At 73.6% G+C, this 23,998-nt stretch carries 19 protein-coding genes; 11 read left to right on the forward strand and 8 right to left on the reverse strand.

What is annotated here, in order from left to right; translation table 11 throughout:
- Positions 1-285: 285 nt before the first annotated feature.
- Both AB0G16_RS30295 and AB0G16_RS30300 read left to right on the forward strand, forming a co-directional pair.
- A complete protein-coding gene (locus tag AB0G16_RS30295) occupies positions 286-1,992 on the forward strand; it encodes an alpha/beta hydrolase (protein WP_362812501.1) in 1,707 nt (568 codons plus the stop codon).
- 56 nt (positions 1,993-2,048) lie between these two features.
- Positions 2,049-2,891, forward strand: a complete 843-nt coding sequence (locus tag AB0G16_RS30300) for a GNAT family N-acetyltransferase (RefSeq protein ID WP_362812565.1) — start codon at positions 2,049-2,051, stop codon at positions 2,889-2,891.
- A 123-nt stretch (positions 2,892-3,014) separates the two neighbouring features.
- On the opposite strand, the gene AB0G16_RS30305 is transcribed toward AB0G16_RS30300, so the two are convergent.
- A complete protein-coding gene (locus tag AB0G16_RS30305; RefSeq protein ID WP_362812503.1) occupies positions 3,015-3,668 on the reverse strand; it encodes a TetR/AcrR family transcriptional regulator in 654 nt (217 codons plus the stop codon).
- A 129-nt stretch (positions 3,669-3,797) separates the two neighbouring features.
- Between AB0G16_RS30305 and AB0G16_RS30310 the strand changes: the two genes are divergently transcribed.
- Positions 3,798-5,129, forward strand: a complete 1,332-nt coding sequence (locus AB0G16_RS30310) for a cytochrome P450 (RefSeq protein ID WP_362812506.1) — start codon at positions 3,798-3,800, stop codon at positions 5,127-5,129.
- A gap of 34 nt (positions 5,130-5,163) precedes the next feature.
- Here the strand turns inward: AB0G16_RS30310 and AB0G16_RS30315 are convergent, their stop codons facing one another.
- The 5 genes from AB0G16_RS30315 to AB0G16_RS30335 all read right to left on the reverse strand — a co-directional run bounded on the left by AB0G16_RS30315 (position 5,164) and on the right by AB0G16_RS30335 (position 9,556).
- Entirely contained in the window at positions 5,164-5,541 is a 378-nt protein-coding gene (locus AB0G16_RS30315) for a DUF3037 domain-containing protein (protein ID WP_362812509.1), read from the reverse strand.
- Entirely contained in the window at positions 5,538-6,356 is an 819-nt protein-coding gene (locus AB0G16_RS30320; protein WP_362812512.1) for a HipA family kinase, read from the reverse strand. The genes AB0G16_RS30315 and AB0G16_RS30320 overlap by 4 nt, the downstream gene beginning before the upstream one ends.
- A 117-nt stretch (positions 6,357-6,473) precedes the next feature.
- Positions 6,474-7,355, reverse strand: coding sequence for a TIGR03619 family F420-dependent LLM class oxidoreductase (locus AB0G16_RS30325; RefSeq protein WP_362812515.1), 882 nt, complete (start codon positions 7,353-7,355; stop codon positions 6,474-6,476).
- Positions 7,356-7,517: 162 nt separating this feature from the next.
- Positions 7,518-8,768 (reverse strand): LLM class flavin-dependent oxidoreductase, encoded by a 1,251-nt coding sequence (locus tag AB0G16_RS30330; protein WP_362812518.1) that lies wholly within the window; start codon positions 8,766-8,768, stop codon positions 7,518-7,520.
- Positions 8,765-9,556: an alpha/beta hydrolase gene (locus tag AB0G16_RS30335; RefSeq protein WP_362812521.1), complete on the reverse strand. Its 792-nt coding sequence runs from the start codon at positions 9,554-9,556 to the stop codon at positions 8,765-8,767. The genes AB0G16_RS30330 and AB0G16_RS30335 overlap by 4 nt, the downstream gene beginning before the upstream one ends.
- Positions 9,557-9,746: 190 nt before the next feature.
- On the opposite strand from AB0G16_RS30335, the gene AB0G16_RS30340 reads away from it, so the two are divergent.
- Positions 9,747-10,586 (forward strand): LLM class F420-dependent oxidoreductase, encoded by an 840-nt coding sequence (locus AB0G16_RS30340; RefSeq protein WP_362812525.1) that lies wholly within the window; start codon positions 9,747-9,749, stop codon positions 10,584-10,586.
- A 257-nt stretch (positions 10,587-10,843) separates the two neighbouring features.
- Positions 10,844-12,985, forward strand: coding sequence for a PASTA domain-containing protein (locus AB0G16_RS30345; RefSeq protein WP_362812528.1), 2,142 nt, complete (start codon positions 10,844-10,846; stop codon positions 12,983-12,985).
- A 22-nt stretch (positions 12,986-13,007) separates the two neighbouring features.
- On the opposite strand, the gene AB0G16_RS30350 is transcribed toward AB0G16_RS30345, so the two are convergent.
- On the reverse strand, positions 13,008-13,556 hold the full coding sequence (locus AB0G16_RS30350) for a TetR family transcriptional regulator (protein ID WP_362812531.1): 549 nt from the start codon (positions 13,554-13,556) through the stop codon (positions 13,008-13,010).
- A gap of 123 nt (positions 13,557-13,679) precedes the next feature.
- Here AB0G16_RS30350 and AB0G16_RS30355 point away from each other — a divergent pair, with 123 nt between their 5' ends.
- Positions 13,680-15,917 carry an efflux RND transporter permease subunit gene (locus AB0G16_RS30355; protein WP_362812534.1) on the forward strand — a complete coding sequence of 746 codons (2,238 nt, stop codon included), beginning with the start codon at positions 13,680-13,682 and terminating at the stop codon, positions 15,915-15,917.
- A 32-nt stretch (positions 15,918-15,949) separates the two neighbouring features.
- Here AB0G16_RS30355 and AB0G16_RS30360 read toward each other — a convergent pair whose 3' ends face one another.
- Entirely contained in the window at positions 15,950-17,053 is a 1,104-nt protein-coding gene (locus AB0G16_RS30360; protein WP_362812537.1) for an alcohol dehydrogenase catalytic domain-containing protein, read from the reverse strand.
- A gap of 249 nt (positions 17,054-17,302) precedes the next feature.
- On the opposite strand from AB0G16_RS30360, the gene AB0G16_RS30365 reads away from it, so the two are divergent.
- From AB0G16_RS30365 to AB0G16_RS30385, 5 genes are all read left to right on the forward strand, one after another.
- A complete protein-coding gene (locus AB0G16_RS30365) occupies positions 17,303-18,559 on the forward strand; it encodes an ABC transporter substrate-binding protein (protein WP_362812540.1) in 1,257 nt (418 codons plus the stop codon).
- A gap of 210 nt (positions 18,560-18,769) precedes the next feature.
- Positions 18,770-21,517 carry an ATP-binding cassette domain-containing protein gene (locus tag AB0G16_RS30370; RefSeq protein ID WP_362812544.1) on the forward strand — a complete coding sequence of 916 codons (2,748 nt, stop codon included), beginning with the start codon at positions 18,770-18,772 and terminating at the stop codon, positions 21,515-21,517.
- Between the two features lie 2 nt (positions 21,518-21,519).
- Positions 21,520-22,260 carry an ABC transporter ATP-binding protein gene (locus AB0G16_RS30375; RefSeq protein ID WP_362812547.1) on the forward strand — a complete coding sequence of 247 codons (741 nt, stop codon included), beginning with the start codon at positions 21,520-21,522 and terminating at the stop codon, positions 22,258-22,260.
- 111 nt (positions 22,261-22,371) lie between these two features.
- Positions 22,372-23,517, forward strand: a complete 1,146-nt coding sequence (locus AB0G16_RS30380) for an acyl-CoA dehydrogenase family protein (protein WP_362812550.1) — start codon at positions 22,372-22,374, stop codon at positions 23,515-23,517.
- A partial coding sequence (locus AB0G16_RS30385; protein ID WP_362812553.1) for an acyl-CoA dehydrogenase family protein occupies positions 23,514-23,998 on the forward strand: 485 nt, incomplete at its 3' end. The genes AB0G16_RS30380 and AB0G16_RS30385, both read left to right, overlap by 4 nt.

Raw genomic sequence — 23,998 nt, forward strand, 5'->3', positions numbered from 1 at the left:
GGCCCACTGCCGGTCCCTGCCGGTCCCTGCCGGCCCACTGCCGGTCCCTGCCGGTCCCTGCCGGCCCACTGCCGGTCCCTGCCGGTCGGCCCGCGCCGGTCGGATCCCTCGTCCTCACCCCTTCCCGTCCTCGGCGCTTCCCGGTCCCGGTGTCACCAACCCCCCGATCATTACACTTAGCAATCATCCGACTACACTTTGGCAGGCATCCGCTCGTGTCGCGGGTGGTCGTGCCGTCGACCGGGAGACCATCGCCTCTGCCGCACGAGTGGGGGGATCGGAACAGTGAAGAAGAGGGTCGCCGGGATGGCGGCGGGCATCGGGATGCTGGTCACCGCGATGTGGACACCGCAGGGGGCGACGGCTCAGGACCTACGGGCGCCGGGGACGGCCGCCGGGCAGCGACAGGCGCAGGCGGTGGCCCACGAGGGGCCGGCGCGGGGAGCGACGGTCCGGACGCCGGTCCAACGGAGACGGTCACTGGTCTGGGAGCCGTGCCGCGACGGCAGGGGCCGGCCCGCCCAGGCCGTGCCGGGACGGTCCGCCGGCCGGATCGAGTGCGCCACGCTCACGGTCCCGCTCGACCACGACGACCCGTCCCGGACCATCGGCATCGCCCTGAACCGGATCAGGGGCCACGCCTCCCGGGACCATCTCGGCGCGCTGCTGGTCAACCCCGGCGGCCCCGGGGCGTCCGGCCGCGACCTGATCAAGGGCGTCGTGGCGGGGCTGCCGCCGGGGCTGGCGGGCCGGTTCGACGTGGTCGGCTTCGACCCGCGCGGGGTCGGAGCCAGTGACCCCGCCCTCACCTGCGTCGATCCCCGGACGCACTACCGGGCGCCCCGCCCGGACCAGGTCCCGGACGGCCCGCGCGACGAGGCCGTGCTGATCGCCCGCGCCCGCGGCTACGCCGAGGCGTGCGGCACCCGGTGGAGCTGGATGCTGCCCCACATGACCACCGAGAACTCCGCCAGGGACATGGACCTGATCAGGGAGGCGCTCGGCGAATCGAAGATCAGCTACATGGGCTACTCGTACGGGACCTACCTCGGGGCGGTCTACGCCACGCTCTTCCCCGACCGGCTCAAGCGGCTCGTCATGGACAGCGTGGTGGACCCGCGCGGCGTCTGGTACCGCTCGAACCTCTCCCAGAGCGTCGCCTTCGAGGCCAGGCACGAGGACTTCCTGAGGTGGGTCGCCCGCCACGACGCGGTCTACCGGCTCGGCGCCACCGAGCGGGCGGTCTCCTCCGCCTGGTACGCCATGCGGGACCGGCTGGCCACCCGCCCGGCCCAGGGGGTGGTCGGGCCCAGCGAGCTCGACGACCTCTACACCCTCGGCGGCTACTCCGACATCCTCTGGCCGCAACTGGCGAAGGCGTTCTCCGCCTATGTCAGGAGGCGCGAGCCGGCCCCGCTGCTCAACGCCTACCGCAAGCACGGCGAGAACGACGCCAAGGACGAGAACAGCTACGCCGTCTACCTGGCGGTGGAGTGCCGCGACGCCGCCTGGCCGCGCGACTGGACGCGCTGGCGCGCCGACATGACCAGGGCCAACGCCCGCGCCCCCTTCCTGACCTGGCCCAACGCCTGGTACAACGCGCCGTGCGCCTTCTGGCCCGAGCCGGGCGGCACCCCGGTGCGGGTGCGCGGGAGCGACACCCTGCCGCCGATCCTGCTGATCCAGGGCGAGCGTGACGCCGCCACCCCGTACGCGGGCGCGCTGCGGATGCGCGACCTGATGCCCACCTCCCGGCTGCTGGTCGTGCCCGGCGGCAACCACGGCGTCGCGCTCAGCGGCAACGCCTGCGTCGACCGGCGCCTGGCGGCCTACCTCCGGGACGGCACCCTGCCCGGCGCGACCCGCCGGGGGGCCCGCGCTCCCGACGCCCGCTGCCCGGGCGTTCCGGCGCCCGTCCCGGCGGCGGCGCCCGCCCCGGTCCGGGTACCCGCCGGTCACGCGGTACGGAGGAGTGACCTCATCAGTAGATGAGACGCTCTGTGTCGGTTCCTGCCAAAATCGAGGGGGTCGCGTAGGCTGAGCACGTGATGCTGCGCACAACGGCGTCGCGCGTGCTCGACGACAACGATCGGGACGAGGTCCTGGCGCTTCTGGACACCGACCCCGTCGGCAACGTCTTCGTCGCCTCCAGGGTCCGCTCGGTCGGGCTCAATCCGGCCAGGCTCGGTGGTCAGATGTGGGGGTTCGGACCGCGCGGCGGCCTGATCTCCGTCTGTTACGCCGGGGCGAACCTGGTTCCGGTCAACGCCGGTACGGACGCCGTCTACGCCTTCGCCGACCGCGCGCGCAAACAGGGCCGACGCTGTTCCTCGATCGTCGGACCGGCCGATGCGGTGCACCTGCTCTGGGAACGGCTGGAGCCCTACTGGGGCTCCGCCCGCGCGATCCGGTGGGCTCAGCCGGTCATGGTCGCCACGGAGCCGTCACCGGTCCCGCCGGACCCGCTGGTGCGGCGCGTCCGTCCCGAGGAGTTCGACGTGCTCCTGCCGGCGTGCGTGGCGATGTTCACCGAGGAGGTGGGCGTCTCCCCGGACTCGGGGGACGGCGGAGCCCTCTACCGGTCCCGGGTCGCCGAGCTGATCAGGATCGGCAGGTCCTACGCCCGCATCGAGGGCGGCCGGGTGGTCTTCAAGGCCGAGGTCGGCGCGGTGACCCCGCAGGTCTGCCAGATCCAGGGCGTGTGGGTCCATCCCGACCTGCGCGGCCGCGGCCACGCGGTGGCCGGGATGGCCGCGGTGATCAATCACGCGCTCGACTACTTCGCGCCCGTGGTCTCGCTGTACGTCAACGACTACAACGCCCCGGCCAGGGCGGCCTACCGCAAGGCCGGCTTCGTCGAGGTCGGGACCTTCATGTCCGTGCTCTTCTGAGCTCTTCCGGGCTTCTCGGGCTTCTCGGGCTTCTGCGGGCTTTCCCCGGGCTCCTTGGCGGCCCGTCCCTCACGGGGCCCGGCTCCCGCCGGATTCCGGCCACGGTGCTCCGGGGGCGCGGGTTCAGCGCAGCCGGCTCTCCAGGGCGGGAGCGAGCTCGGTGGTGGTCAGGAGGAAGGCGACGGCGTAGTCGACGAGGTGGTCGCGGCCGGTGTCCAGATCGCCCCGGAACCAGCTGGTCAGCAGCTCCCACAGGCCGTTGGTGACGGTCAGCGCCGTCAGCTCGAGATCGGTGTCCGACAGGGGGACCTCCTCCAGGAGCTCGTGGACCTGGGTGATGAAGATGGCCGCGAGGGTCTGGACGATGCCGCGGCGGTGCCGCTGGAGAAGCGGGTTGGCCGGGAACTCATGGGCCAGGATGCGGGCGCGGCGCGGGTCGGCGGCCAGGAAGTCCACGATGGCCTCCACCGCGGCGCGGGTGCGGGCCCGCAGGCGCTGGGGGGCGTTCCGGGCCGCGGCCAGGATCACGGCGGTTCCCTGGGCGGCCTGCTCGTCGACGACGGTCAGGAGCAGGGCGTCCAGGTCGGCGAAGCTCTCGTAGAAGTAGCGGTCGTTCAGCCCGGCCCGGGTGCACACGCCCCGCACGGTCGCGGTGCTCCAGCCCCGGGTGCCCAGCAGCTCCAGGCCGGCCTCCAGCAGCGCGGCGCGGCGCAGGGCGCGGCGTTGTTCGGCGGGAACCCCTCGGTAGGGACGCGGCGCGGGTGTCTGGGACGTCACGGTTCCCGATTGTGCCGCAGCCCTTGACGCCTCCGTTGAATTTGGTGATCGTTGACACCAAGTTTTCTGGTGTTGGCTAACACCAGAATTTGCGTTCTTCTGCCGCCAGGCAGGGAGAGGCGGTCGCCCGTGACCCCCCGGGAACCCACGGCACCCCCGGCCCTCACCGTGGCCGACATCGATCTGAGCGATCTGAGATTCTGGGCCCGGCCGCCGGCCGAGCGGGCGCGGGCCTTCGCGCTGCTGCGCGCCCAGCCGCACCCGCTGCGCTTCCGGATGCCCAAGGTTCCCTTCCTGCGGCGCGACCCGGGCGCCTGGGCGCTGGTGCGGTACGCCGACGTGGTCGAGGCCAGCCGCCGCCCCGAGGTGTTCAGCAGCGAGCCCAGCGCCACCAGCCCCACCGACATGCCCGGCTGGATGAGCGGATACTTCACCTCGATGATCGACATGGACGACCCCCGGCACGCCAAGATCCGCCGGATCGTCTCGCGGGCGTTCACCCCCAGGATGCTGGCCGAGGCCGAGGACGACATCGCACGGCGGGCGGCGCGGATCGTCGACGAGCTGATCGCGGCCGGTCCGGGCGACTTCGTGGCCCGGGTGGCGATGCGGCTGCCGGTCGAGGTGATCTGCGACATGCTCGGCATCCCGGCCCGCCACCACGCGCGGGTGGTGAGGCTGACCAACATCGTGATCGGTTACACCGACCCCGAGTACGTCGGCGCGACCGTGAAGTACGCCGGCGCCGAGGCGAGGGTCGCACCGCTGCGCGTGCTCCGCGTGCTGGGCACGGTGGCGCTGGCCGGATGGCGGCTGCACCGGCTGGCCGCCGCGCTCGGCCGGCGGCGCCGGGCCGCGCCGACCGGTGATCTGACCTCCGCGCTGGTCAACGCCAACATCGACGGGGAGCGGCTGAGCCCGAGGGAGTTCGCCACGTTCTTCCTGCTGCTGGTGGTGGCCGGCAACGAGACCACCCGCACCGCGATCGCCCACGGGCTGAAACTGTTCACCGACCACCCCGGCCAGCGACGGCTGCTGCTGGCCGACTTCGAGGGCCGCATCGCCGGCGCCGTGGAGGAGATCGTGCGCCACAGCACCCCCGTCATCTTCATGCGCCGCAACCTCACCCGCGATTTCGAGCTCAACGGCCACCACTACCGGAGAGGCGACAAGGTGACGCTGTTCTACGCCTCCGCCAACCGCGACGAGACGGTCTTCGCCGACCCCGACGCCTTCGACATCACCCGCTCCCCGAACCCGCACGTCGGCTTCGGCGGGCCGGGGCCGCATTTCTGCCTGGGCGCCCACCTGGCCCGCCGAGAGATCACCGTGATGTTGCGCGAGCTGTTCACCCGCCTGCCCGACATCACGGCGGGCGAGCCCGACCGGCTGCTGTCCAGCTTCGTCAACGGCTACAAGCGGCTGCCCTGCGCCTTCGAGGTCCCCGCCGGGGCCGGCTGAGCCCGCGGGGCGTGCGGCCTCGCCGCCGGGGCGGTCAGGGGGTGCGGACCAGGCTGGTGACCAGGCGCTCCAGCTCCGCCTCGGGGTCGGCGGTGAGGCCGGCGTGGACCGGGCCCGTCTGTACGATCGTGCTGCGCGGTGCGGTCAGCCAGCGGAACCGGCCGCCGAGCGGCTCCCCGGCCAGCGGGCCGGTCTCGCCGTCGCAGGAGCGCCGGTAGGCGCCGAGCGCCTCGCGTACCCCGTCGAGGTCCACGCCGGAGTCGAGGGCGCGCAGGCGCGCCTCGTCCAGCTCCACGCGGGCGCACAGGTAGCCGCGGGGCTGGCAGTAGAGGAGCACGCCGGCGTTGATCAGCTCGCCTCGCTCCACCCGGGGGATGACCCGGATGATCGCGTACTCGTAGACGTCCCTCACCGGTTGTCCTTCCAGAACACGCCCACCGAGCCGGTCCTCTTCTCCTCTTCGCGGGGGGCGCCCCGGCCGGCCGGCCGCGGCAGCCAGGTGCGCGGTCCCTGGGCGCGGGCCAGCAGGTGATCGACGTACGCCTGCCGCACGGCCTCGGCCCCGTCGAATCCGGGCTCGTCCTCCAGCCACTCGTCAGGCACCTCGTCCACCACCCCGTCGAGCAGGTCCCTGGTGATCGTCACGCTGAGCTCGGCGTCGGCCTCGTCCAGCTCCGTGGCGAAGGGGGCCATCACGTGGTCGGCCCCGTCGAAGGCGCGCAGCGGGTCGGCGGCGGGCCAGTTGTGGTGGAACCAGAGCGCGGCGCCGTGGTCGATCAGCCAGGTGTCGCCGTGCCAGAGCAGCAGGTTCGGGTTGCGCCAGCTCCGGTCGACGTTGTGGATCAGCGCGTCGAACCAGAGCAGCCGCGAGGCGAAACCGGCCTCGGGCGGCCGGGCGAGCGGCTCGAAGCCGAGCGCGCCCGGCAGGAAGTCGATCGCGAGGTTGTTGCCCTCGCTGGCCCTGAGCAGGTCCTGGATCTCCTCGTCGGGCTCGCGGGCGCCGAGCTGCGGATCGACGTCGATCACCTTCAGCTCGGGCGTACGGAACCCGAGGCGCCGGGCCAGGCCCGCGCAGACGATCTCCGCGACCAGGACGCGGCGGCCCTGCCCGGCGCCGCGGAACTTCACGACGTGGGTGCCGAGGTCGTCCGCCTCCATGACCCCGGGGAGCGAGCCGCCCTCGCGCAGGGGCGTCACGTAGCGGATGGCCTTGATCTCTTCGAGCACCCGGCCAGGCTACCGGTTCGGCCCGCGGGGCCCACGCCCGCTCTTGTCCGCCCACACTCATCCATGTCCAGGCGTGGGCTCGACCGCGCCGCGGCTCCGTCGCCGTCCCGGCGGGGGTCACATGGCGGAGATGACCTCCTCGGCGAAACGCTCCATGGTGGCGATCTTGAGCTCGACGCCGTCGCCGTGCCGGGCCTTCTCCTCGGGGGTGGCCAGCCACCAGGGGGCGGCCATCGTGCCGGTGACGCCCTTGTCGGCGAAGCGGCGGTAGACGGCGGCGTCCGGCATGACCGCCAGCGGGGCGATGATCTGCAGGTCGTCCTCCGCCCTGCCGTACTCCTTGAGGTAGCGCCGCAGGTCGGCGAGGATCGGGTCGAGCCGTTCCTCGGTGTAGACGCGGTTGCCCAGCCAGCCGTCGCCGATCCTGGCCGCGCGGCGCAGGGCCGCCTCGCTGTCACCGCCCACGAAGAACGGCACGGGCGCGGCGGGCACGGGGCAGATCGACAGCGGGCCGTGGTCGTAGTGGACGCCGTGGTGCTCGACCGTGCCGCCCTCCCAGAGCCGGCGCAGCGCCGGGATCATCTCGTCCAGCCGGCGTCCCCGGGTGTGGAAGTCCTGACCGGTCTGGACGAACTCCTCCTTGCACCAGCCGACGCCGACGCCGAAGCTCACCCGGTCCCCGGACAGGACCGCGGCGGTGGAGACCAGCTTGGCGACGGTGAACAGGTCCCGGGCCGGGGCGACGTAGACGTTGGGCGCGAACCGCAGCGTCGTGGTGACGGCGGCCATGGCGCCGATCGTCACCCACACGTCCGGCCAGTGCGTCCCGGCGTCCCAGCGGGGTGCGCCGGTGCTGGAGTAGGGGTAGGGGGAGTCGAAGTCGGCGTAGAAGATGTGGTCCGACAGGGTGAGCGTGTGGATGCCGCATCGCTCCGCGGCCCCGGCCAGCTCGATGAACTGGCCGGTCTCGACGAACGACGCTCCAAGCCAGAACTGCACGGATCCTCCCGGGATCTGGGGGGCTGAGGGGCTGAGGGCGGGGACGCGGGAGCCCGGGGAGCCCACGGGCGCCCGTGGCCAGGGGACGCCGGGGCGAGGGGACATCGGGCACGGGGGCGGGGGACCCGGAGCCGCGCGGGGGCCGGGCGCCGCGGGGGAGGCTCAGCCGGAGAACTCGGGGATGACCTTGGTGGCGAACAGCTCCAGGTTGCGCTTGACCGTGTCGAGCGGCAGCACGCCCTGCTGGCCCTGCATGAACAGGCCGAACCACTCCAGGTCCGGCATCCGGTCGAGCATGCGCTGGATGCCGCGCTTGACGTCGTCGGGGCCGCCGAGCAGGGCCATCTCGACCTCGTTCATGCGCTTGAAGTCGCCCTTCTCCGGGCTGATCGGCTGGTGCCGGTCGTCCTCCTTCTTGCGCAGCACCTCCAGGTAGCCGAACGGGCCGAAGAACGCGGCGAAGTCCTTCTGCATGCTCGTGCCGTAGGTCGCGATGGCCTCCTCGCGGGTGTCGGCCATCCCGACGATCTTGAGGATGCCGGTGTGCTCGCCCAGCTTGTAGTCCCGGCCGCACTTGGCCGACTCCTCCTGGTAGAGCCTGGCCTTGGCGGCGTGCTCGTCGGGGTTGGGGGTGAACATCCACGGCAGGATGTCCTCCTGCGCGGCCCGGACCACCGACCGGTCGGAGATGGTGAACGGCTGCCAGAGCTCGGGGTGGGGGTTCTGGTAGGGCCTCGGGCAGACCGAGACCGCCTGGATCCTCCCGTCGTCGTCGAGCTCGCCCGGCGCGCCGAAGGTCCGCGTCCACTCCTGGGCGGGCCAGCCCTCGATCCCGTCGAACGGCGAGGGCACCTCGTAGTCGATCACGTCGGACTTGTAGCGGAGCGTCTCCTGGGTCCACGCCATCTTCATGATGTTCAGCACTTCGCCGAACACGTCGAAGTTGCGGTTGTCGGAGCTGGAGCCGTCGGAGCGGGCGGCCGAGGCGTGCCAGCGCTGCCCCAGCACGTTCATCCACCGGTTCTGGTAGCCCCGGGCCACGCCGAGCCGCAGGCGGCCCTTGCTGAACTGGTCGAGCAGGGCCACGTCCTCGGCCGCCCTGATCGGGTCCCAGGCGGGCAGCACCAGGCCCAGCGGGGCGAGCAGGATGCGTTCGGTCCTGGCCGCCAGGTCGGTGAGGAACATCAGGGGGTTGACCGAGAACTCGAACCCCTCGGAGTGGAAGTGGTGCTCGGTCATCATCAGCGCGTCGAAGCCGATCCGGTCGGCGTGCACGGCGATCTCGCGTACCTCGTCCAGGAGCTTCTGGTACGACTCGGTGTCGCGCCCGATCGGCCTCCTGGCCTTCGCGTTCTCCTCCTGGCTGAAGCCCGAGCCGGGGATCTGCGGGTTGAGCATCAACGAGAACTTCACGGCAGGCTCCTTAGCCAGTTGGTGACGACGATGAGGAACTCGCCCGGACGCTCCTCGTGCAGCCGGTGGCCGCTGCCCTCCCACAGGACCGCCTTGGAGTGGGGGTCCTTGAACAGCCCGGCCTCCCACGCCGCCTGGGCGGGGTCGAACCAGAAGGTGAGCACCGGGCAGGCCCGGCGCGTCAGGTAGGCCTCGGACGCCGGGCGCAGGCCCATCGCGTCCGGGCCGCCGAACATCGCCTCGAAGGCCTGCAGCAGCACGTGCGGGGGCGTGGCGAGGATGCGGCGCCGGTGCCACTCGCGCAGCCACCCGGGCGTGGCGGCGGTGGCCGTCCACTCCTCGTTGCCCAGCGAGACGCCGATGACGTCCTCGCGCATCCGCTCGACCAGCACGGGCAGGTACTCGGCCGTCGCGCCCGCGAAGCCGTACCCGGGATCGACCGTGACCAGCGCCCTGACCAGCGAGGGGTGCTCCACGGCGAGGTGGGAGACGATCTGGCCGCCCATCGAGTGGCCGATCGCGACGCAGGACTCGACGCCCAGCTCCGCGCAGAGCAGGGCGAGGTCGTCGGCCATCCGGCGGGGGGTGTTGCCCGTCCCGGGGGCGGAGGAGTGCCCGTGCCCGCGCATGTCCACCGCGATCACCCGGTACCGCGTGGCGAGGTCGGGGATGTGGTGGACCCACTCGCAGGAGTCGGAGCCCAGGCCGTGGACGAGCAGCAGGGTGGTGTCGCCCGAGCCGTCGTCGGTGTGGAAAAGCCGGACGTCGCCTATGTCCGTGAACGCCATCAGCTTCCTTCCGTGAGGAGTGCCGGTCCCGTTCCCCGCCTGCCACGTCCGGTGAACGTTCCGTCGCCGCCCTCGTCACCGGTGACGTGAGCAAGCTACCCTAGGAATGATAACCGAGCAATCGCTTGGTTTACCAAGCGGATGCGCTTGGTCTCTCGAGCGGACGCGCTCGGACGGACGGAGAGGGTCCATGCGGCTGGGTGTCACGATCTTCGCCACCGACCGGTCCATGCCGGTCGCCGAGCTGGCCGGGGCCGTCGAGGAGCGGGGCTTCTCCTCGCTCTACCTGCCCGAGCACACGCACATCCCCGTCTCCCGCCGCACGCCCCCGGCGGCCGGGCAGGCCGTGCTGCCCGACGAGTACCGGCGCACCCTCGACCCGCTCGTCGCGCTCTCGTACGCGGCGGCGGTGACGCGCACGATCGGCCTCGGCACCGGGATCATGCTCGCCGCACAGCGCGAGCCCCTCGTCACCGCCAAGGCCGTCGCCACCCTCGACCACCTGTCGGGCGGGCGGGTGGTGCTCGGCGTGGGGTTCGGCTGGAACGTCGAGGAGATCGAGGACCACGGTGTCGCGTACGGCTCGCGCCGCGACGTCGCCCGCGAGCACGTGCTGGCGATGAAGGCGCTGTGGAGCCGGGAGGAGGCCGCCTTCGACGGCCGTCACGTGAGCTTCGAGCCCTCCTGGTCCTGGCCCAAGCCGCTGTCCGGACCGCCCGTCCACCTGGGCGGGGCGGCGGGGCCCACCCTGTTCGCGCACATCGCCGAGTACGCGGACGGGTGGATGCCGATCGGCGGCCGGGGCATCGGGGCCGCGCTGCCCGCGCTGCGCGAGGCGTGCGACAGGGCCGGACGGGAGATGGTGAGGATCATCCCGTTCGGCACGATCCCCAGCACGGAGAAGCTCGACCACTACGCCGGGCTGGGCATCGAGGAGGTCGTGCTGGGCCTGCCCGCCGGCACGGCCGACGAGGTGCTCCCGGTGCTCGACGGGTACGCCGCCTTCCTCGAGCGGCCGGCGACCGGCTGAGCGCCTCGGACGATGGCCCGCGCCGCGGCCCGCGGGATCCGTGGGGTGGCCCGTGTGACGGCCCGCCCGGGTGGCCCGCCCGGGTGGCCCGGGTGACGGCCCGCCGGGGCGGAGCGCGATTCGGGCACTGTGTCACCTCTTGTCCTGGCCTGATCATCACATGAGTGTCACGGTGACGTAGACAAGACCTTCGGCCCCGTTGACTCTCGGCGAAGCTTCTTCTTGAGTGAGAAGGGTGGCGGCGAGGGGAGGCTCGCGTGCCGTATGCGCAGCCGCTCAAAACGGGGGATCCGGCGGCGCTCGGTGAGTACGAGATCATCGGGCGTCTCGGAGAGGGAGGCCAGGGAGTGGTCTATGTCGGGGTGCGCCCCGACACCGGTTCCGAGCCCTATGCGGTCAAGCTCCTGCACGGCGCGCTGGGGGAGGACTCGGAGGTCTTCCTGCGGGAGGTCGAGCTCGCCAAGCAGGTGGCGCGGTTCTGCACGGCCCAGGTGATCGACGCGGGGATGGACGGCGACCGGCCCTACATCGTCAGCGAGTACGTCGACGGCCCGTCGCTGCACCGCGAGGTCGCGGTCAGCGGGCCCCACGAGGGGGGCAGGCTGGAGCGCCTGGCCATCGGCACCGCCACCGCGCTGGCGGCCATCCACCGGGCCGGGATCGTGCACCGCGACTTCAAGCCGCAGAACGTGCTGCTCGGGCCCGACGGGCCGAGGGTCATCGACTTCGGGCTGGCCAGGGCGCTGGACGCGGCGGCCACCCAGAGCGGACGCGGCGCGGGCACCCCCGCCTACATGGCCCCGGAGCAGGTGGAGGGCGCCGAGATCTCCCCGGCGGCCGACGTCTTCGCCTGGGGCGCCACGATGTGCTTCGCCGCCAACGCCCACGCCCCCTTCGGCCAGGACTCCATCGCGGCCGTGCTGAACCGGATCCTCACCGCGCCCCCGCAGCTGGGCCGGCTCGACGGGCTCCTGGGCGCGCTGGTGGCCGACTGCCTGGACAAGGACCCCCGCAACCGGCCCGGCAGCCGGGAGCTGCTGCTCGCGCTGCTCGGTGACGACGGGCGCCGGTCGGCCCTCGACGACGACGGCCGCCCGTCGGTGCTCGGCGCCGGCGCCCTTCCCGGCCGCCCGGTCCTCGGCCGGTCCGAGACGTCCGGTCGCGTGGCTCCGGCCTCCCTGTCCGGGCCTTCCGCCTTCCCGGCCGCGCCCGCCTCCCTGCCCGGGCCGTCCGCCTTCCCGGCCGAGCCCGCCTCGCTCCCGTCCGCGGCCTCCTCGCGGGGCCGCGCCTCCCGGCCGGCCGGGTCCGGCCGGTCCGGCCGGTCCGGGCGGTCCGGGCGGTTCGCCTCCTTCGGCGGCGGGGCCGGCGAGGGGGAGTTCGACGAGCCCAGGACCCATCCGGGCCGGGCGGCCACCAGGGCCTCGGTGGCGGTCTCCGGGGCGCTGCTGGTCAGCGCCGCGGTGCTGGTGGGCGTCCTGGTCCCGGCGTTGAGCGGTACCGCCACGCCGGATCCGCGGACCCGGTCCGCCCTGCCGGTCGTGGGGACCGGGCCGCGGGTGGAGAGCACGCCGGGACGGAGCAGGACGAGCCCTCCGGCCGCGCCGCCCCCGTCGGCCGTGGTCGCCCCGCCGCGCGCCGAGGGCGTCAGATCATCCCCGCTGCCGCCTCCCGCGACCACGACGGTCGTGCCCGCCCTCGTCGGGCTGGATCGTTCCGAGGCGGCACGTCTGATCCGGAAGGCCGGGCTGGTCGCCGGGACGGTCAGCGCCGTCGCCTCCGACCGGCCGGTCGGGCAGGTGCTGGAGACCTCCCCGGCCGCCGGGACCGCGCTGCCCAGGAAGGGCAGGGTCGACCTGCGGGTGTCCGCGGGCACCCAGGTGCCCACCCTGATCGGTCTCGCCAGGCGTGAGGCCCAGGCCGCGTTGGCGCGGGCCGGCCTGCTGAGCGGCGGGGTGAGCAGGCGCTGCTCGCAGCAGCCGGCCGGGCGGGTGCTCGCCAGCGCTCCCGGCGCGGGCGCACGCGTCTCCCCCGGCAGCGCGGTGGCGCTCGTCGTCTCCCGCTACGGGGTCCCGGTGCCGCCGGTGACCGGTCAGGGCGCGGCCGACGCCTCGAACACGCTGGGCGGGGCGGGCTTCGCGGTGCGGACCCGGGCGCGGCTGGTCACCGAGCCGGCCCAGGACGGCGTGGTGCTGGCGCAGAGCCCGGCGCCCGGTACCTGCGCGCGGCCCGGCGCGACGGTGGTGGTCACGGTCGGTGTCCGGAGCCAGACCGGCCCGGGGCCGGGGCCGGGGCCGGGGCCTGGACCGGGCGAGGAGCCCGGTCCGGGACAGACCGGCGCACCACCCGACCCCACGAACCCGCCGGAGACCGTTCCCGGCCACGCCGCCCCCTCGGGGTGACCGGCGGCGGGGCGGCGCGAGGTCACCGGGGCGCGGGGCCGAAGGCGGCCCGCGCGAAGGTCAGCAGCGTGTTCCTGACCTCCCCCTCGGGCCTGTCGATCGTCTTGACCACCGCGTACTGCAGTGAGCCCAGCAGCGCCCACGCCCGGACCGTGCGGTCCGTACCGGGATCGGGCCCGGCCAGGCGCTGGTAGATCCGGTCGCGGAAGGCGCGCAGGGCCTCGCCGGGGGAGCCGGGCGGCGCGTCGTCGGCGGTGTTGATGTCCTCCATGATCAGACGGATGATCGCCCGGTGCCGGACGACGAAGGTCACCAGGGCCTCGACGAAGGCGAGGTCGTCGTCGAAGTCGCCGTCGAGCAGGTCCACGATGTCCTCGGCGGCGGGTGAGATCAGCTCCGTGGCGAGCCGGTCCTTGGGGTGGAAGTGGTAGGCGACGGCCGTCTTGGTCAGGCCCACGGCCGAGGCGATGTCGGCCAGCGAGGTCGCCGCGTAGCCGCGCTCGGCGAACAGCCGCCGGGCGGCGTCCAGGATCCGGTCACGGGTGTCGCTTCCAGGCTCAAGTGTGGTCATCGTCTCAATCCAGGCCCGTCCACGGCATCACGCAATCCCCTCGCATACTCTTGTACCGGCGGTCTGTACGACCGTACAGGACGATGTTTCAGGCGCATTTCACTTTCTACGGGGCGGACATCGATGTCTGGTTTGCTGGGACGGCTGGGGAGCTGGTGCGCGCGGCACGGAAGGGCGGTGCTGGCGCTGTGGGTGGCCGCGGCGGTGCTGCTGACCGCGGGTTCGGTGTTCTTTCCCGGACCCACCAGCAACGACACCAGCATCCCCGGCACCGACGCGCAGCGGGCCCTGGACCTGATGAAAGAGGGTTTCGGCCCCGAGTACAGGACCGGCGGCACCTTCCAGATGGTCCTCTACTCGCCTGAGGGACCGCTCACCGACAAGGCCAGGAAACGCGCGGTGGAGCGCGCCGTCGATCGGGTCCGCGACGTCCCGGACGTGACGGAGGCGAAGTCCCCCTACCGGGTCGGCGGGCTGGCGCCCAGCCTGGAGATCGGCCTCATCACCGTCAAGCTGGAGGACGGCGGGAGCGGCACGCGGGCCGAGACGATCGAACGCGTCTCCGAGGCGGCCGAACCCGCGCGGGCGGCGGGCATCGAGGTGGTGCCGGCCGACTCGTCCAACCCGGCGGACAAGGAGATCAAGACCGGGACGAGCGAGATCATCGGTATCGTCTGCGCGCTGCTGGTGCTGCTGCTCGCGTTCGGCACCCTGGTCGCCGCGATGATCCCGATCTTCGTCGCGCTGATCAGCATCGCGACCGGGCTCGGCGTGATCAGCCTGCTCGGCCACCTGCTGGACGTGCCCAAGCAGGCGTCGATCATGGCGACGATGATCGGCCTCGGCGTCGGCATCGACTACGCGCTCTTCCTGCTCAGCAGGCACCGCAAACTGCTGGCCGACGGCCTTCCGGTCCACGAGGCCGTCCGCCGGGTGGTCGCCTCCTCGGGCGGCGCCGTGGTGTTCGCCGGCGGCACGGTGATCATCGCGCTCAGCGCGCTGCTGCTCGCCGGTTTCCCCCTGCTGCAGACGCTCGGCTGGATCACCGGCATCTCCGTCGTCGCCGCGGTCCTCACCTCGGTCACCCTGGTCCCGGCGCTGCTCGGCCTGCTCGGGCACCGCGTCAACGCGCTGCGCCTGCCGTTCGTGGGGCGGCGGGGCAACCACGGCTCCTCCGGCTGGACCGGGCTGGGCCTGTGGGTGGCCAGGCGCCCCTGGACCGTGCTCGCGCTCAGCGTCGCCCTGCTGGGCGCGCTGGCCGCGCCCGCCCTGGCGATGAAGCTGGGCACGCTCGACGACGGCTACGGCGACCGGGGCACCGACACGCGGCGCGCGTACGAGCTGCTGGAGGCCGGGTTCGGGCCCGGCATGAACGGCCCGCTGATCGTGGTGGCGGACCTGGACACCAGGGTGGTGGACCGCGAGCCCGCCCCGGCCGTGCTGCAGATCCTCAAGGACCGCGTCGCGGACGTCGAGGGGGTGGCCCACGTCGGCGACCCGATCCTCAACAAGCGCGGCACGGCGGCACTGGTGCAGGCGATCCCCTCCTACGCCCCGGCCGACCCCCGGGCCCTGGAGGTGGTCCAGGCGGTGCGCGCGCTCGACGTCCCGGGCGCCCGGGTGCACGTGGGCGGGAAGGTCGCCGGCATGGCCGACGCCGGTGACAGGATCGCCGGCCGCACGCCCCTGGTCGTCGGCGTGGTGATCCTGCTCAGCGCGCTGCTGCTGCTCCTGGCGTTCCGCTCGCCGGTCGTCGCGATCAAGGCCGCGCTGATGAACCTGGTCTCGCTCGGCGCCGCCTTCGGCGCGCTGTCGCTGGTCTTCTCCCTGGGTCTCGGCAGCGCCCTGGTCGGCATGGACCCGCCGGTCAGCGTGGACGGCTCCTACCTGAACACGGTGTTCTTCACGGTGCCGATCGACAGCTACATCCCGCTGATGCTGTTCGCCATCCTGTTCGGCCTGTCCATGGACTACGAGGTCTTCCTGCTCACCGCCGTACGGCAGGCCTACCTCAGGCACGGCGACAACCGCAGGGCGGTGGCGGAGGGACTGGGTTCGACCGGCCGGGTCATCACCTCCGCGGCGCTGATCATGGTCGCGGTCTTCGTGGCGTTCATCGCCTACCCCGACCCCATGGTCAAGATCTTCGGGGTCGGCCTGGCGGTGGCCATCGCGGTGGACGCCACCGTCATCCGGGGCCTGCTGGTCCCGGCGACCATGGTGCTGCTCGGCAGGCTCAACTGGTGGTGCCCCCCCTGGCTGGACCGCATCCTGCCGAACCTCTCGGTGGAGGGTCACGAGGAGGAGGACGAGGAGGAGCGGGAGCCGGTCAGGGAGCTCGTCGGGGCCGGTCGCGGCTGAGAGGGCCGGGCGGGCGCGCACGGCGGGCACGCTCAGCCGAGGACGATGACGCTGCGGGCCACCGCCCCCTCCCGGACGTGCCGGACCGCCTCGTTGATCTCCTCCAGCGGGAGCCGTTCGCTGACCAGGCGGTCGAGGTCGAGGCGGCCGCGCAGGTACTGCTCGGCGAGCATGGGCAGGTCCCTGACCGGGGCGGCGTCACCGCCCTGGGTGCCCATCAGGCGCCGGGAGGCGAACAGCAGGCCCGGCTCGACGCCGATCGGTTCCCCCTGGGGCGGGCTGCCGACCATCACGGTCGTGCCGCCGGGCTGGGTGGCGGCGAAGGCGGCGGCGAGCACACCGGCCACCCCGGTCGCGTCGAAGGCGTGGTCCACGCCGCCCCTGACGATCTCTCCGACCCGCGCGGGCAGGTCGTCGGCGAGGATCGTGTGGGTGGCGCCGAACTCCTCGGCCAGCTCGAGCTTCCGCTCGGCCACGTCGGCGGCGACGATGGTCGTGGCCCCGGCCAGCACGGCGCCCTGGATCACGTTCAGGCCGACCCCGCCGCACCCGACCACCAGCACGCTGGCGCCGGGGGCGACCTTCGCGACGTTCAGCACCGCGCCGACACCGGTGACCACCGCGCAGGCCAGCAGGCACATCACGTCGAACGGCGCGTCCTCGGCGATCCGTACGCACATCGCCTCGTTGACCACGGCGTACTCGGCGAACGAGCCGATGCCGATCATCGTCCTGGCGGCCGCGCCGTCCACCGTGACCCTGGTGCCGCCGTCGCGCGCGGTGCCGGTGATGGCCGCCAGCCTGGCCGGGCCGGAGCACAGGTGGAACCGGCCGCCGCCGCAGTTGCGGCAGCGCCCGCACGGGCCGTTCATCGCGATGATCACATGGTCGCCGGGCCGGACGCCGGTCACGCCGTCGCCGACGCTCTCCACGACCCCGGCGCTCTCGTGGCCGAGGACGAAGGGGAGCCGTCTGACCACCGGGCTCCTCCCGTCCAGGGCCTTGAGGTCGGACCCGCACACGCCCGACGCCCTGATCCTCACCCGCACCTCGCCGGGGCCGGGGTCGGAGATCTCGACCTCGCGTACCTCCAGGGCCTCGCCGAAGCCGGTGAGCACGGCCGCACGCATCAACATGTCCGCTCCCCTCGCGCCGAGGACCCCGTGCGCTCCGCACGCTAGCCCGGGGCGGGATCATAAGCAAGCAGTTGCTTGGTAAAGCGGCCCCCGTTCCGCCCCCGCGCCGGCCCCGTGCGGGTCCCGTGCGGGTCCCGGCCCCGCCGGATCACTCCATTGACACTGCGGAGTCCCAAATCTACGCTGACGAAACCAAGCGAGCGCTAGGCCAAAACCAGCGGCGGACGCGGGCCAGGGCAGGGAGCGACCATGGGACGGCAGGCAGTGCGACTCATCGGCCTGGTGGCCGCGACGGCGCTCGCCGCCGCCGGCTGCGCGGCCGAGCGGAGGGCCGCCGGCGGCGAGGGCCCGGCCGGGACGGCCGGGGTGACCGCCACGACGATCAGGGTGGGCGGCGTGCTCACCAGGACCAGCGCGAGCGGTTACTCCACCAAGGACGCCGAGATCGGGGCCAGGGCCAGGTTCGCGCGGGCCAACGAGGCCGGCGGCGTGCACGGCCGCACCATCGAGTTCGTCGGCGCCGAGGACGACAACCAGGACGCGGCCAAGGGGGACGCGGCGGCCAAGAAACTGGTCCAGAAGGACCGGGTGTTCGCGCTCGTCCCCGTGCACGCGCCCAACTTCGGCGGCGCGACCTTCCTGGAGCGGCAGGGCGTGCCGTGGTTCGGCTGGGCCACCGGCCCGCAGTGGTGCGGGACGAGGACCGGCTTCGGCTACAACGGCTGCCTGGCCCCGAAGCCGGGCGCGGGCTCGCAGACCTGGTGGGGCAACCAGATGGCCGAGCTCATCGGCGGCTCGGAGGGCAGGAGCGTCTACATCCAGACGACCGACTCCAGCGGCAGCAAGTACGGCGGCAGGACCATCGCGCAGTCCTTCGAGGCCGCCGGCTTCACGCTGGTGGGCGTCAACTCGGGCCTGCCCGCCGCGGCCCCGCCGCCCGACTGGCTCCCGTACGTCAACAAGATCATGACGGCCGACGGCGGTGGGCCGCCGGACCTGGTGGTCTCGATCATCGCCGGCACCAAGTTCAACACCGGCCTGTACGGCGCGCTGAAGAGGGCCGGCTACAGGGGCCTGCTCTCGGACGCGACCAGCTACGACGCCGCCATCCTCAAGGACCCGGCCACGGCCCAGGCCCTGGAGGGCGTGATCGCGGCCCCGATGTTCGAGCCCTTCGAGTCGAAGGCCGCGGAGATCGCCCAGCTCAAGGCGGACGTGGAGAGGACCGCCCCGGGCACCGTGCCGACCCAGCACCTGGCCATCGGCTACTGGGCGGCCGACATCTTCCTCGAGATCCTGGAAAGGACCGGCAAGGAGCTGACCAGGGAGAGGTTCCTGGCGACCGCCAACGGCTCCTTCAGCTACGAGAACCCGGGCTTCGGCCGGATCCGCTACCCCGGCGACCACACCGAGCCCAACGGCTGCGGCGCCCTGGTCAGGCTGGAGAAGGGCGCCTTCACGGTGGCCAGGAACATGAAGTGTTTCGACAACGTCCCCCTCAGATAGGGGGCGCCGGCGCGCCGCCCGCGCCTGTGGCGGGCCACGTGGGCGGCGGGGCGGGGGTGACCGGGGTGCCCGCGCGGCGCCCCGACGCCCGTCTCGGCGCCGGTGCGGGCTTCTGTCATGGCGCCCCTGCCGGTCCCTCTCCCGGGACGTCCCGGCGTGGGACGCGGACCCGTCCGGTGACCTGGCGCGAGACCCCGGGGTGAGGCCCTCATGTCCGAACTGGTCGGTTACGTTCTCAGCGGCCTCGTCACCGGGGCCGTCTTCGCGGTCATGGCCTCCGGGCTGACCCTGTCCTACGCGGCGACCGGCGTGTTCAACTTCGCCCACGGGGCCGTCGGGTTCCTGGCCGCGCTGGTCTTCTTCGAGCTCAACGTGGGTCTCGGCTGGCCCGCCTGGGCTGCCGGGCCGGTCGCGGTGGGGCTGTTCTCGCCGCTGCTCGGCCACCTGCTGCACCGGGCCATGTTCCGCGGCCTCGCCCGGGCGGGGGAGACCGCGCAGATCGTCGGGACCATCGGCCTGACGATCGCGTTGCCGGCCCTCGGGCTGCTGGCCGTCGACCTGGTCGCCGAGCCGCTCGGACTGCCGCGCGCCGACGCGACCTCGCTCCCGCACGGCCTCGGCCCCTACCCGGCGGTCACCTACACCCTCGGCGGGGTCCGCCTCGACTCCGACCAGCTCATCACCTTCACCTTCGCGGTGCTGGCCGCCGCCGGCCTGTGGGCCTTCATGCGGCACACGCCGTACGGGCTGAGGATGCGCGCCTCGGTGGACCGCCGCCGGCTGGCCACCCTGCGCGGGATCGACGCCGACGCCTCCTCGGCCCTGGCCTGGACGCTCGGGTCGGCGCTCGCCGGGCTCGCCGGGGTGCTGGCGGTCTCGACCCTGGGCCTGGACTCCACGGCGTTCACCGTGATGCTGTTCGTCTCGGCGACGGCCGCGGTGTTCGGCAGGCTGAGGTCGATCCCGTGGACGTTCGCGGCCGGGCTGGGGCTCGGCGTGGTGCAGAACCTGGTCGCCGGGTACGCCGACTTCGCCGAGGACGTCACCGGGCTGCGCACCGCCGTGCCGGTGATCCTGCTCTTCGCCGGGCTGATCCTGCTCAACCGGTCCGGGGAGCGCGTCGCCGGGTCCGCGGCCGAGGACGCGCCCCCGCCCGACCACCTCGCCGACCTGCCGCCGTGGCGAAGACGGCTGCCGTGGGCGGTGGCGCTGGTCGCGCTGCTCGCCTGGACCCTCACCCGCCCGGCCGACGACTTCTGGGTGGGCGTGGTCGCCCAGGGACTCGTCCTCGCGCTGATCTTCTGCTCGTTCACGGTGGTCACCGGCATCGGGGGCATGGTCAACCTCGCGCAGGCGTCCTTCGCCGCGATGGCCGCGCTGACCTGCGGCTGGGCCTTCTCCTCCGGCTGGCCGCTGCCGGTGGCGATCCTGCTGGGGGTGCTCGGCGCGACGGCGGCCGGCGTGCTCGTGGCGCTGCCCGCGCTGCGGCTGGGCGGGCGGATCCTCACGCTGGCCACGCTCGCCCTGGCCCTCCTCGCCGACCAGGTGCTGTTCCAGGTCGACGCGTTCAGCAACGGCACGATCGGCTGGCCGCTGCCCGCCCTCGGCCTGGGCCTCGCCGACACCACCGACCCCCGGGTCAGGGTCGTGCTGCTGCTGGCCCTGATCGGGCTGGTCGGCCTGCTGGTCCGCAACCTGGAACGGTCGGCCTCCGGCCGGGCGATCCTGGCCGTCCGTTCCGCACCGGCCGCCGCGACCACCTCGGGCATCTCGGCCCCCCGCACCAAGATCATGATCTTCGCGCTGGCGTCCGGGATCGCCGGGCTGGGCGGGGTGCTGTTCGCGATCTCCAAGGGTTCGGTGACCGCGACGGACCTGCCGGCCTTCGCCGGGTTCGTCTGGCTGGCCGTGGTGGTGCTGCAGGGCGTGCGGCGGATCGGCGGCGCCGTGCTCGGCGGGCTGATCGCCGCCGTCTTCCCCGAGCTGCTGGCCGGATGGCACGTCTCCGCCCACGTCGGCGCGATCCTCTTCGGCACCGGCGGCATGATCCTGGCCCGGCACCCGGACGGGGTGCTCGCCCAGATGGCCGAGGCCCGCCACCGCCGCCGTAACCGCCGCGCCCGCGACCCGCGCACGGAGCGCGCCGCCGCGCGGCCCGAGGCGCCCGCGCGGGAGGACGCGCCCGTGCCCGTGCCCGTGCCGGTGTCCGTGCCGGTGCCGGTGCCGGTGCCGGTGTCCGTGCGGGAGGACGTGCCGGTGCCCGCGCTGTCGGCGCCGGACGCCCTGTTCACGCTGGAGAACGTGGTCGCCGGATACGGGGACGTCACCGTGCTGCGCGGGGTGGACCTCGCCGTACGGCCGGGGGAGGTGGTGGCGCTGCTCGGCGCGAACGGCGCGGGCAAGTCCACGGCCTGCGCGGTCGCGGCGGGGGACCTGCCGGCCACGGCCGGGCGGGTGCTCCTGGACGGGACCGACGTGACCTCCTGGCCCGCGTACCGCCGCGCCCGCGCGGGCGTGCTGCTCGCACCCGAGGGACGCGGCGTCTTCCCCGGGCTGACCGTGGAGGAGAACCTGCGGACCTGGCTCGACGACCCCGGCCCCGTCTACGAGCGGCTGCCGCAGCTCGCCCGGCGCAGGGGGCTCGTGGCCGGGGCCCTCTCCGGCGGCGAGCAGCAACTGCTCACCCTCGCTCCGGCGCTGGTCAGGCCGCCCCGCGTGCTGATCGCCGACGAGCCGTCACTCGGCCTGGCGCCGCTCGTCGTGGGCCAGGTCTTCGAGGTCTTCGCCGAGCTCCGCGAACGAGGCGTCGCGCTGCTCCTGGTGGAGGAGAAGGCCACCTCGGTGCTGGAGGTCGCCGACACCGTCGCGTTCATGCGGCTGGGCCGGATCACCTGGGCCGGCCCCCGCACGCAGGTGGACGGGGCCCGCCTCACCGCCGCCTACCTGGGGGTCTCGTGACGATGTTGGACGTCGATGCCGTGTCGGTGGCGTTCGGCGGCGTACGGGCGCTCGCGGACGTCTCCTTCGAGGTGCCGCGGGGGCAGGTCTGCGGGATCATCGGGCCCAACGGGGCGGGCAAGACCACGCTGTTCGACGTGATCTCCGGGCTCCGCCGCCCGACCTCGGGGACCGTCTCGGTCGCGGGCCGTGAGATCACCGGGACACCGGCGCTGCGGCGGGCACGTGACGGGGTGCGCCGCACCTTCCAGCGCACCCAGGTGTTCGGCCGGTTGACCGTGGCCGACAACGTGCTGACCGCGATGGAGTGGCGGGGCGGGGGCGGCGGGCTCCCCGCCGACCTGGCCGGCTGGCGGGGACGCCGCCGCCTGGAGCGGGAACGCGGGGAGCGCGTGGACGAGATGCTGGAGCTGTGCGGGCTGACCGCGCTGCGCGCCACCCCCGCCGCCGCCCTCCCGGCCGGGCTGAGGCGCATGGTCGAGCTGGCCCGCGCGCTGGCCGACGCGCCGTCCCTGCTGCTGCTGGACGAGCCCACCTCCGGCCTCGACGCCGACCAGACCGCCCGCATCGCCGAGGTCGTGAGGGGACTGGGGACGACGATCCTGCTGGTCGAACACGACATGGGGTTCGTGATGGACATCTGCGAGCACCTCGTCGTCCTCGATCTCGGCCGGGTCATCGCCTCGGGGACCCCCGCCGAGATCCGCCGCGACCCCGTGGTCCGGGCGGCCTACCTCGGGTGACCGTCCCGTGCTCGCCGGGCCGTCCGGCACCGGCGCCCGCCGCCTCCCGTGAGGCGCGCGTGACGTGATCCGCCCCTGTACGCCCTCCCAAGCGTGCGCTAGGTTGGTTGAGTGGATCTGGACCTCACCCCCGCCGAGCGGGCCTTCCGGGCCGAGGTACGGGACTGGCTGGCCGGGAACGTCCCGGCGGACCCGCTGCCGTCCATGGACACCCCGGAGGGTTTCGAGGCCCACCGCGACTGGGAGCGTCTGCTGGCCGCGGAGAGGCTCTCAGTGGTCTCCTGGCCCGTCGAGTACGGCGGGCGGGGCGCGACCCTCGTCGAGTGGCTGATCTTCGAGGAGGAGTACTGGGCGGCGGGCGCGCCCGGCAGGGTCGGGCAGAACGGCATCTTCCTGCTGGCGCCCACGCTCTTCTCCCACGGCACGGCCGCCCAGCGGACGCGCTTCCTGCCCCCCATGGCGAGGGCCGACGAGGTCTGGGCCCAGGCGTGGTCGGAGCCCGAGGCCGGCAGCGACCTGGCCGCCCTGGTCTCCCGCGCGGAACGGGTGCGGGGCGGCTGGCGGCTGTACGGGCAGAAGACCTGGAGCTCCCGGGCCTGCCACGCGGGCTGGGGATTCGGCCTGTTCAGGACCGATGCCGCCTCCTCCAGGCACCGGGGCCTGACCTACTTCATGTTCCCGCTGGCCGACGTCACCGTACGGCCCGTCGCCCAGCTCGACGGGGAGCACGGGTTCGCCGAGCTGTTCCTCGACGGCGTCAGCGTCCCCGACGACCTGGTGCTCGGCGCCCCGGGGGAGGGCTGGCGGATCGCGATGGCCACCACGTCGTCGGAGCGGGGCCTCACCCTGCGCAGCCCCGGCCGGTTCCTGGCCACCGCCGACCGGCTGGTCCGGCTGGCCCGCGCCACGGGGACCGATCCCGCCCTGGCCGACCAGGCCGCCCGCGCCAGGGTGGACGCCGAGGCCTACCGCCTGCACACCTTCGGCACAGCCCGCAGGCTGGCGGCGGGGGAGGAGATCGGCCCCGCCTCCAGCATGGGCAAGGTGTTCTGGTCCGAGCTCGACGTGCGCATGCACACCCTCGCGCTCCGGCTGCTGGGCGAGCGCGGCCTGCTGGGCGCCGGCGCCCCCGACGCGCCGGACGGGGGGCGCTGGCTGGACGGCTTCCTGTTCTCCCTCGCGGGCCCGATCTACGCGGGCACCAACGAGATCCAGCGCAACATCATCGCCGAACGCGTCCTGGGGCTCCCCCGATGAACTTCGCCTTCACCGACGAACAGCTCGCGCTGGCCGCCACCGTCAGGGACGTGCTGGCGGCCCACTGCCCCCCGCGGGCGGTGCGGGCCGAGCGGACCCCCGCCTGGTCCCGGCTCGCCGAGATCGGGCTGTTCGGCCTGATGGTCCCCGAGGAGTACGACGGCCTGGGCCTGGGTCTCGTCGACGCCGTGCCGGCCCTGGAGGAGACCGGCCGGGCCGCGCTCCCCGGCCCGGTGGCGGAGACCGTGGCGGCGGCGCCCGCCCTGCTGGCCGGGAACCCGCTCCTGGGCGAGCTCGCCAGGGGCTCGCTCCGGGTGAGCACGCTCATCGGCGACCAGGCCTACGCGCCCGACGCGGACCTGGCGGACCTGCTGATCGTCGAGCGCGACGGCGTCCCGTACGCGGTGCGCCCGGACCGGGCGCGGCTCACGCCGCAGCCGGGCGCGGACCGGACCAGGAGGCTGTTCGGCGTGACCCTGGA

Origin of the sequence: Streptosporangium sp. NPDC023615 (assembly GCF_040640155.1) — a bacterium.
Lineage (GTDB): Bacteria > Actinomycetota > Actinomycetes > Streptosporangiales > Streptosporangiaceae > Streptosporangium.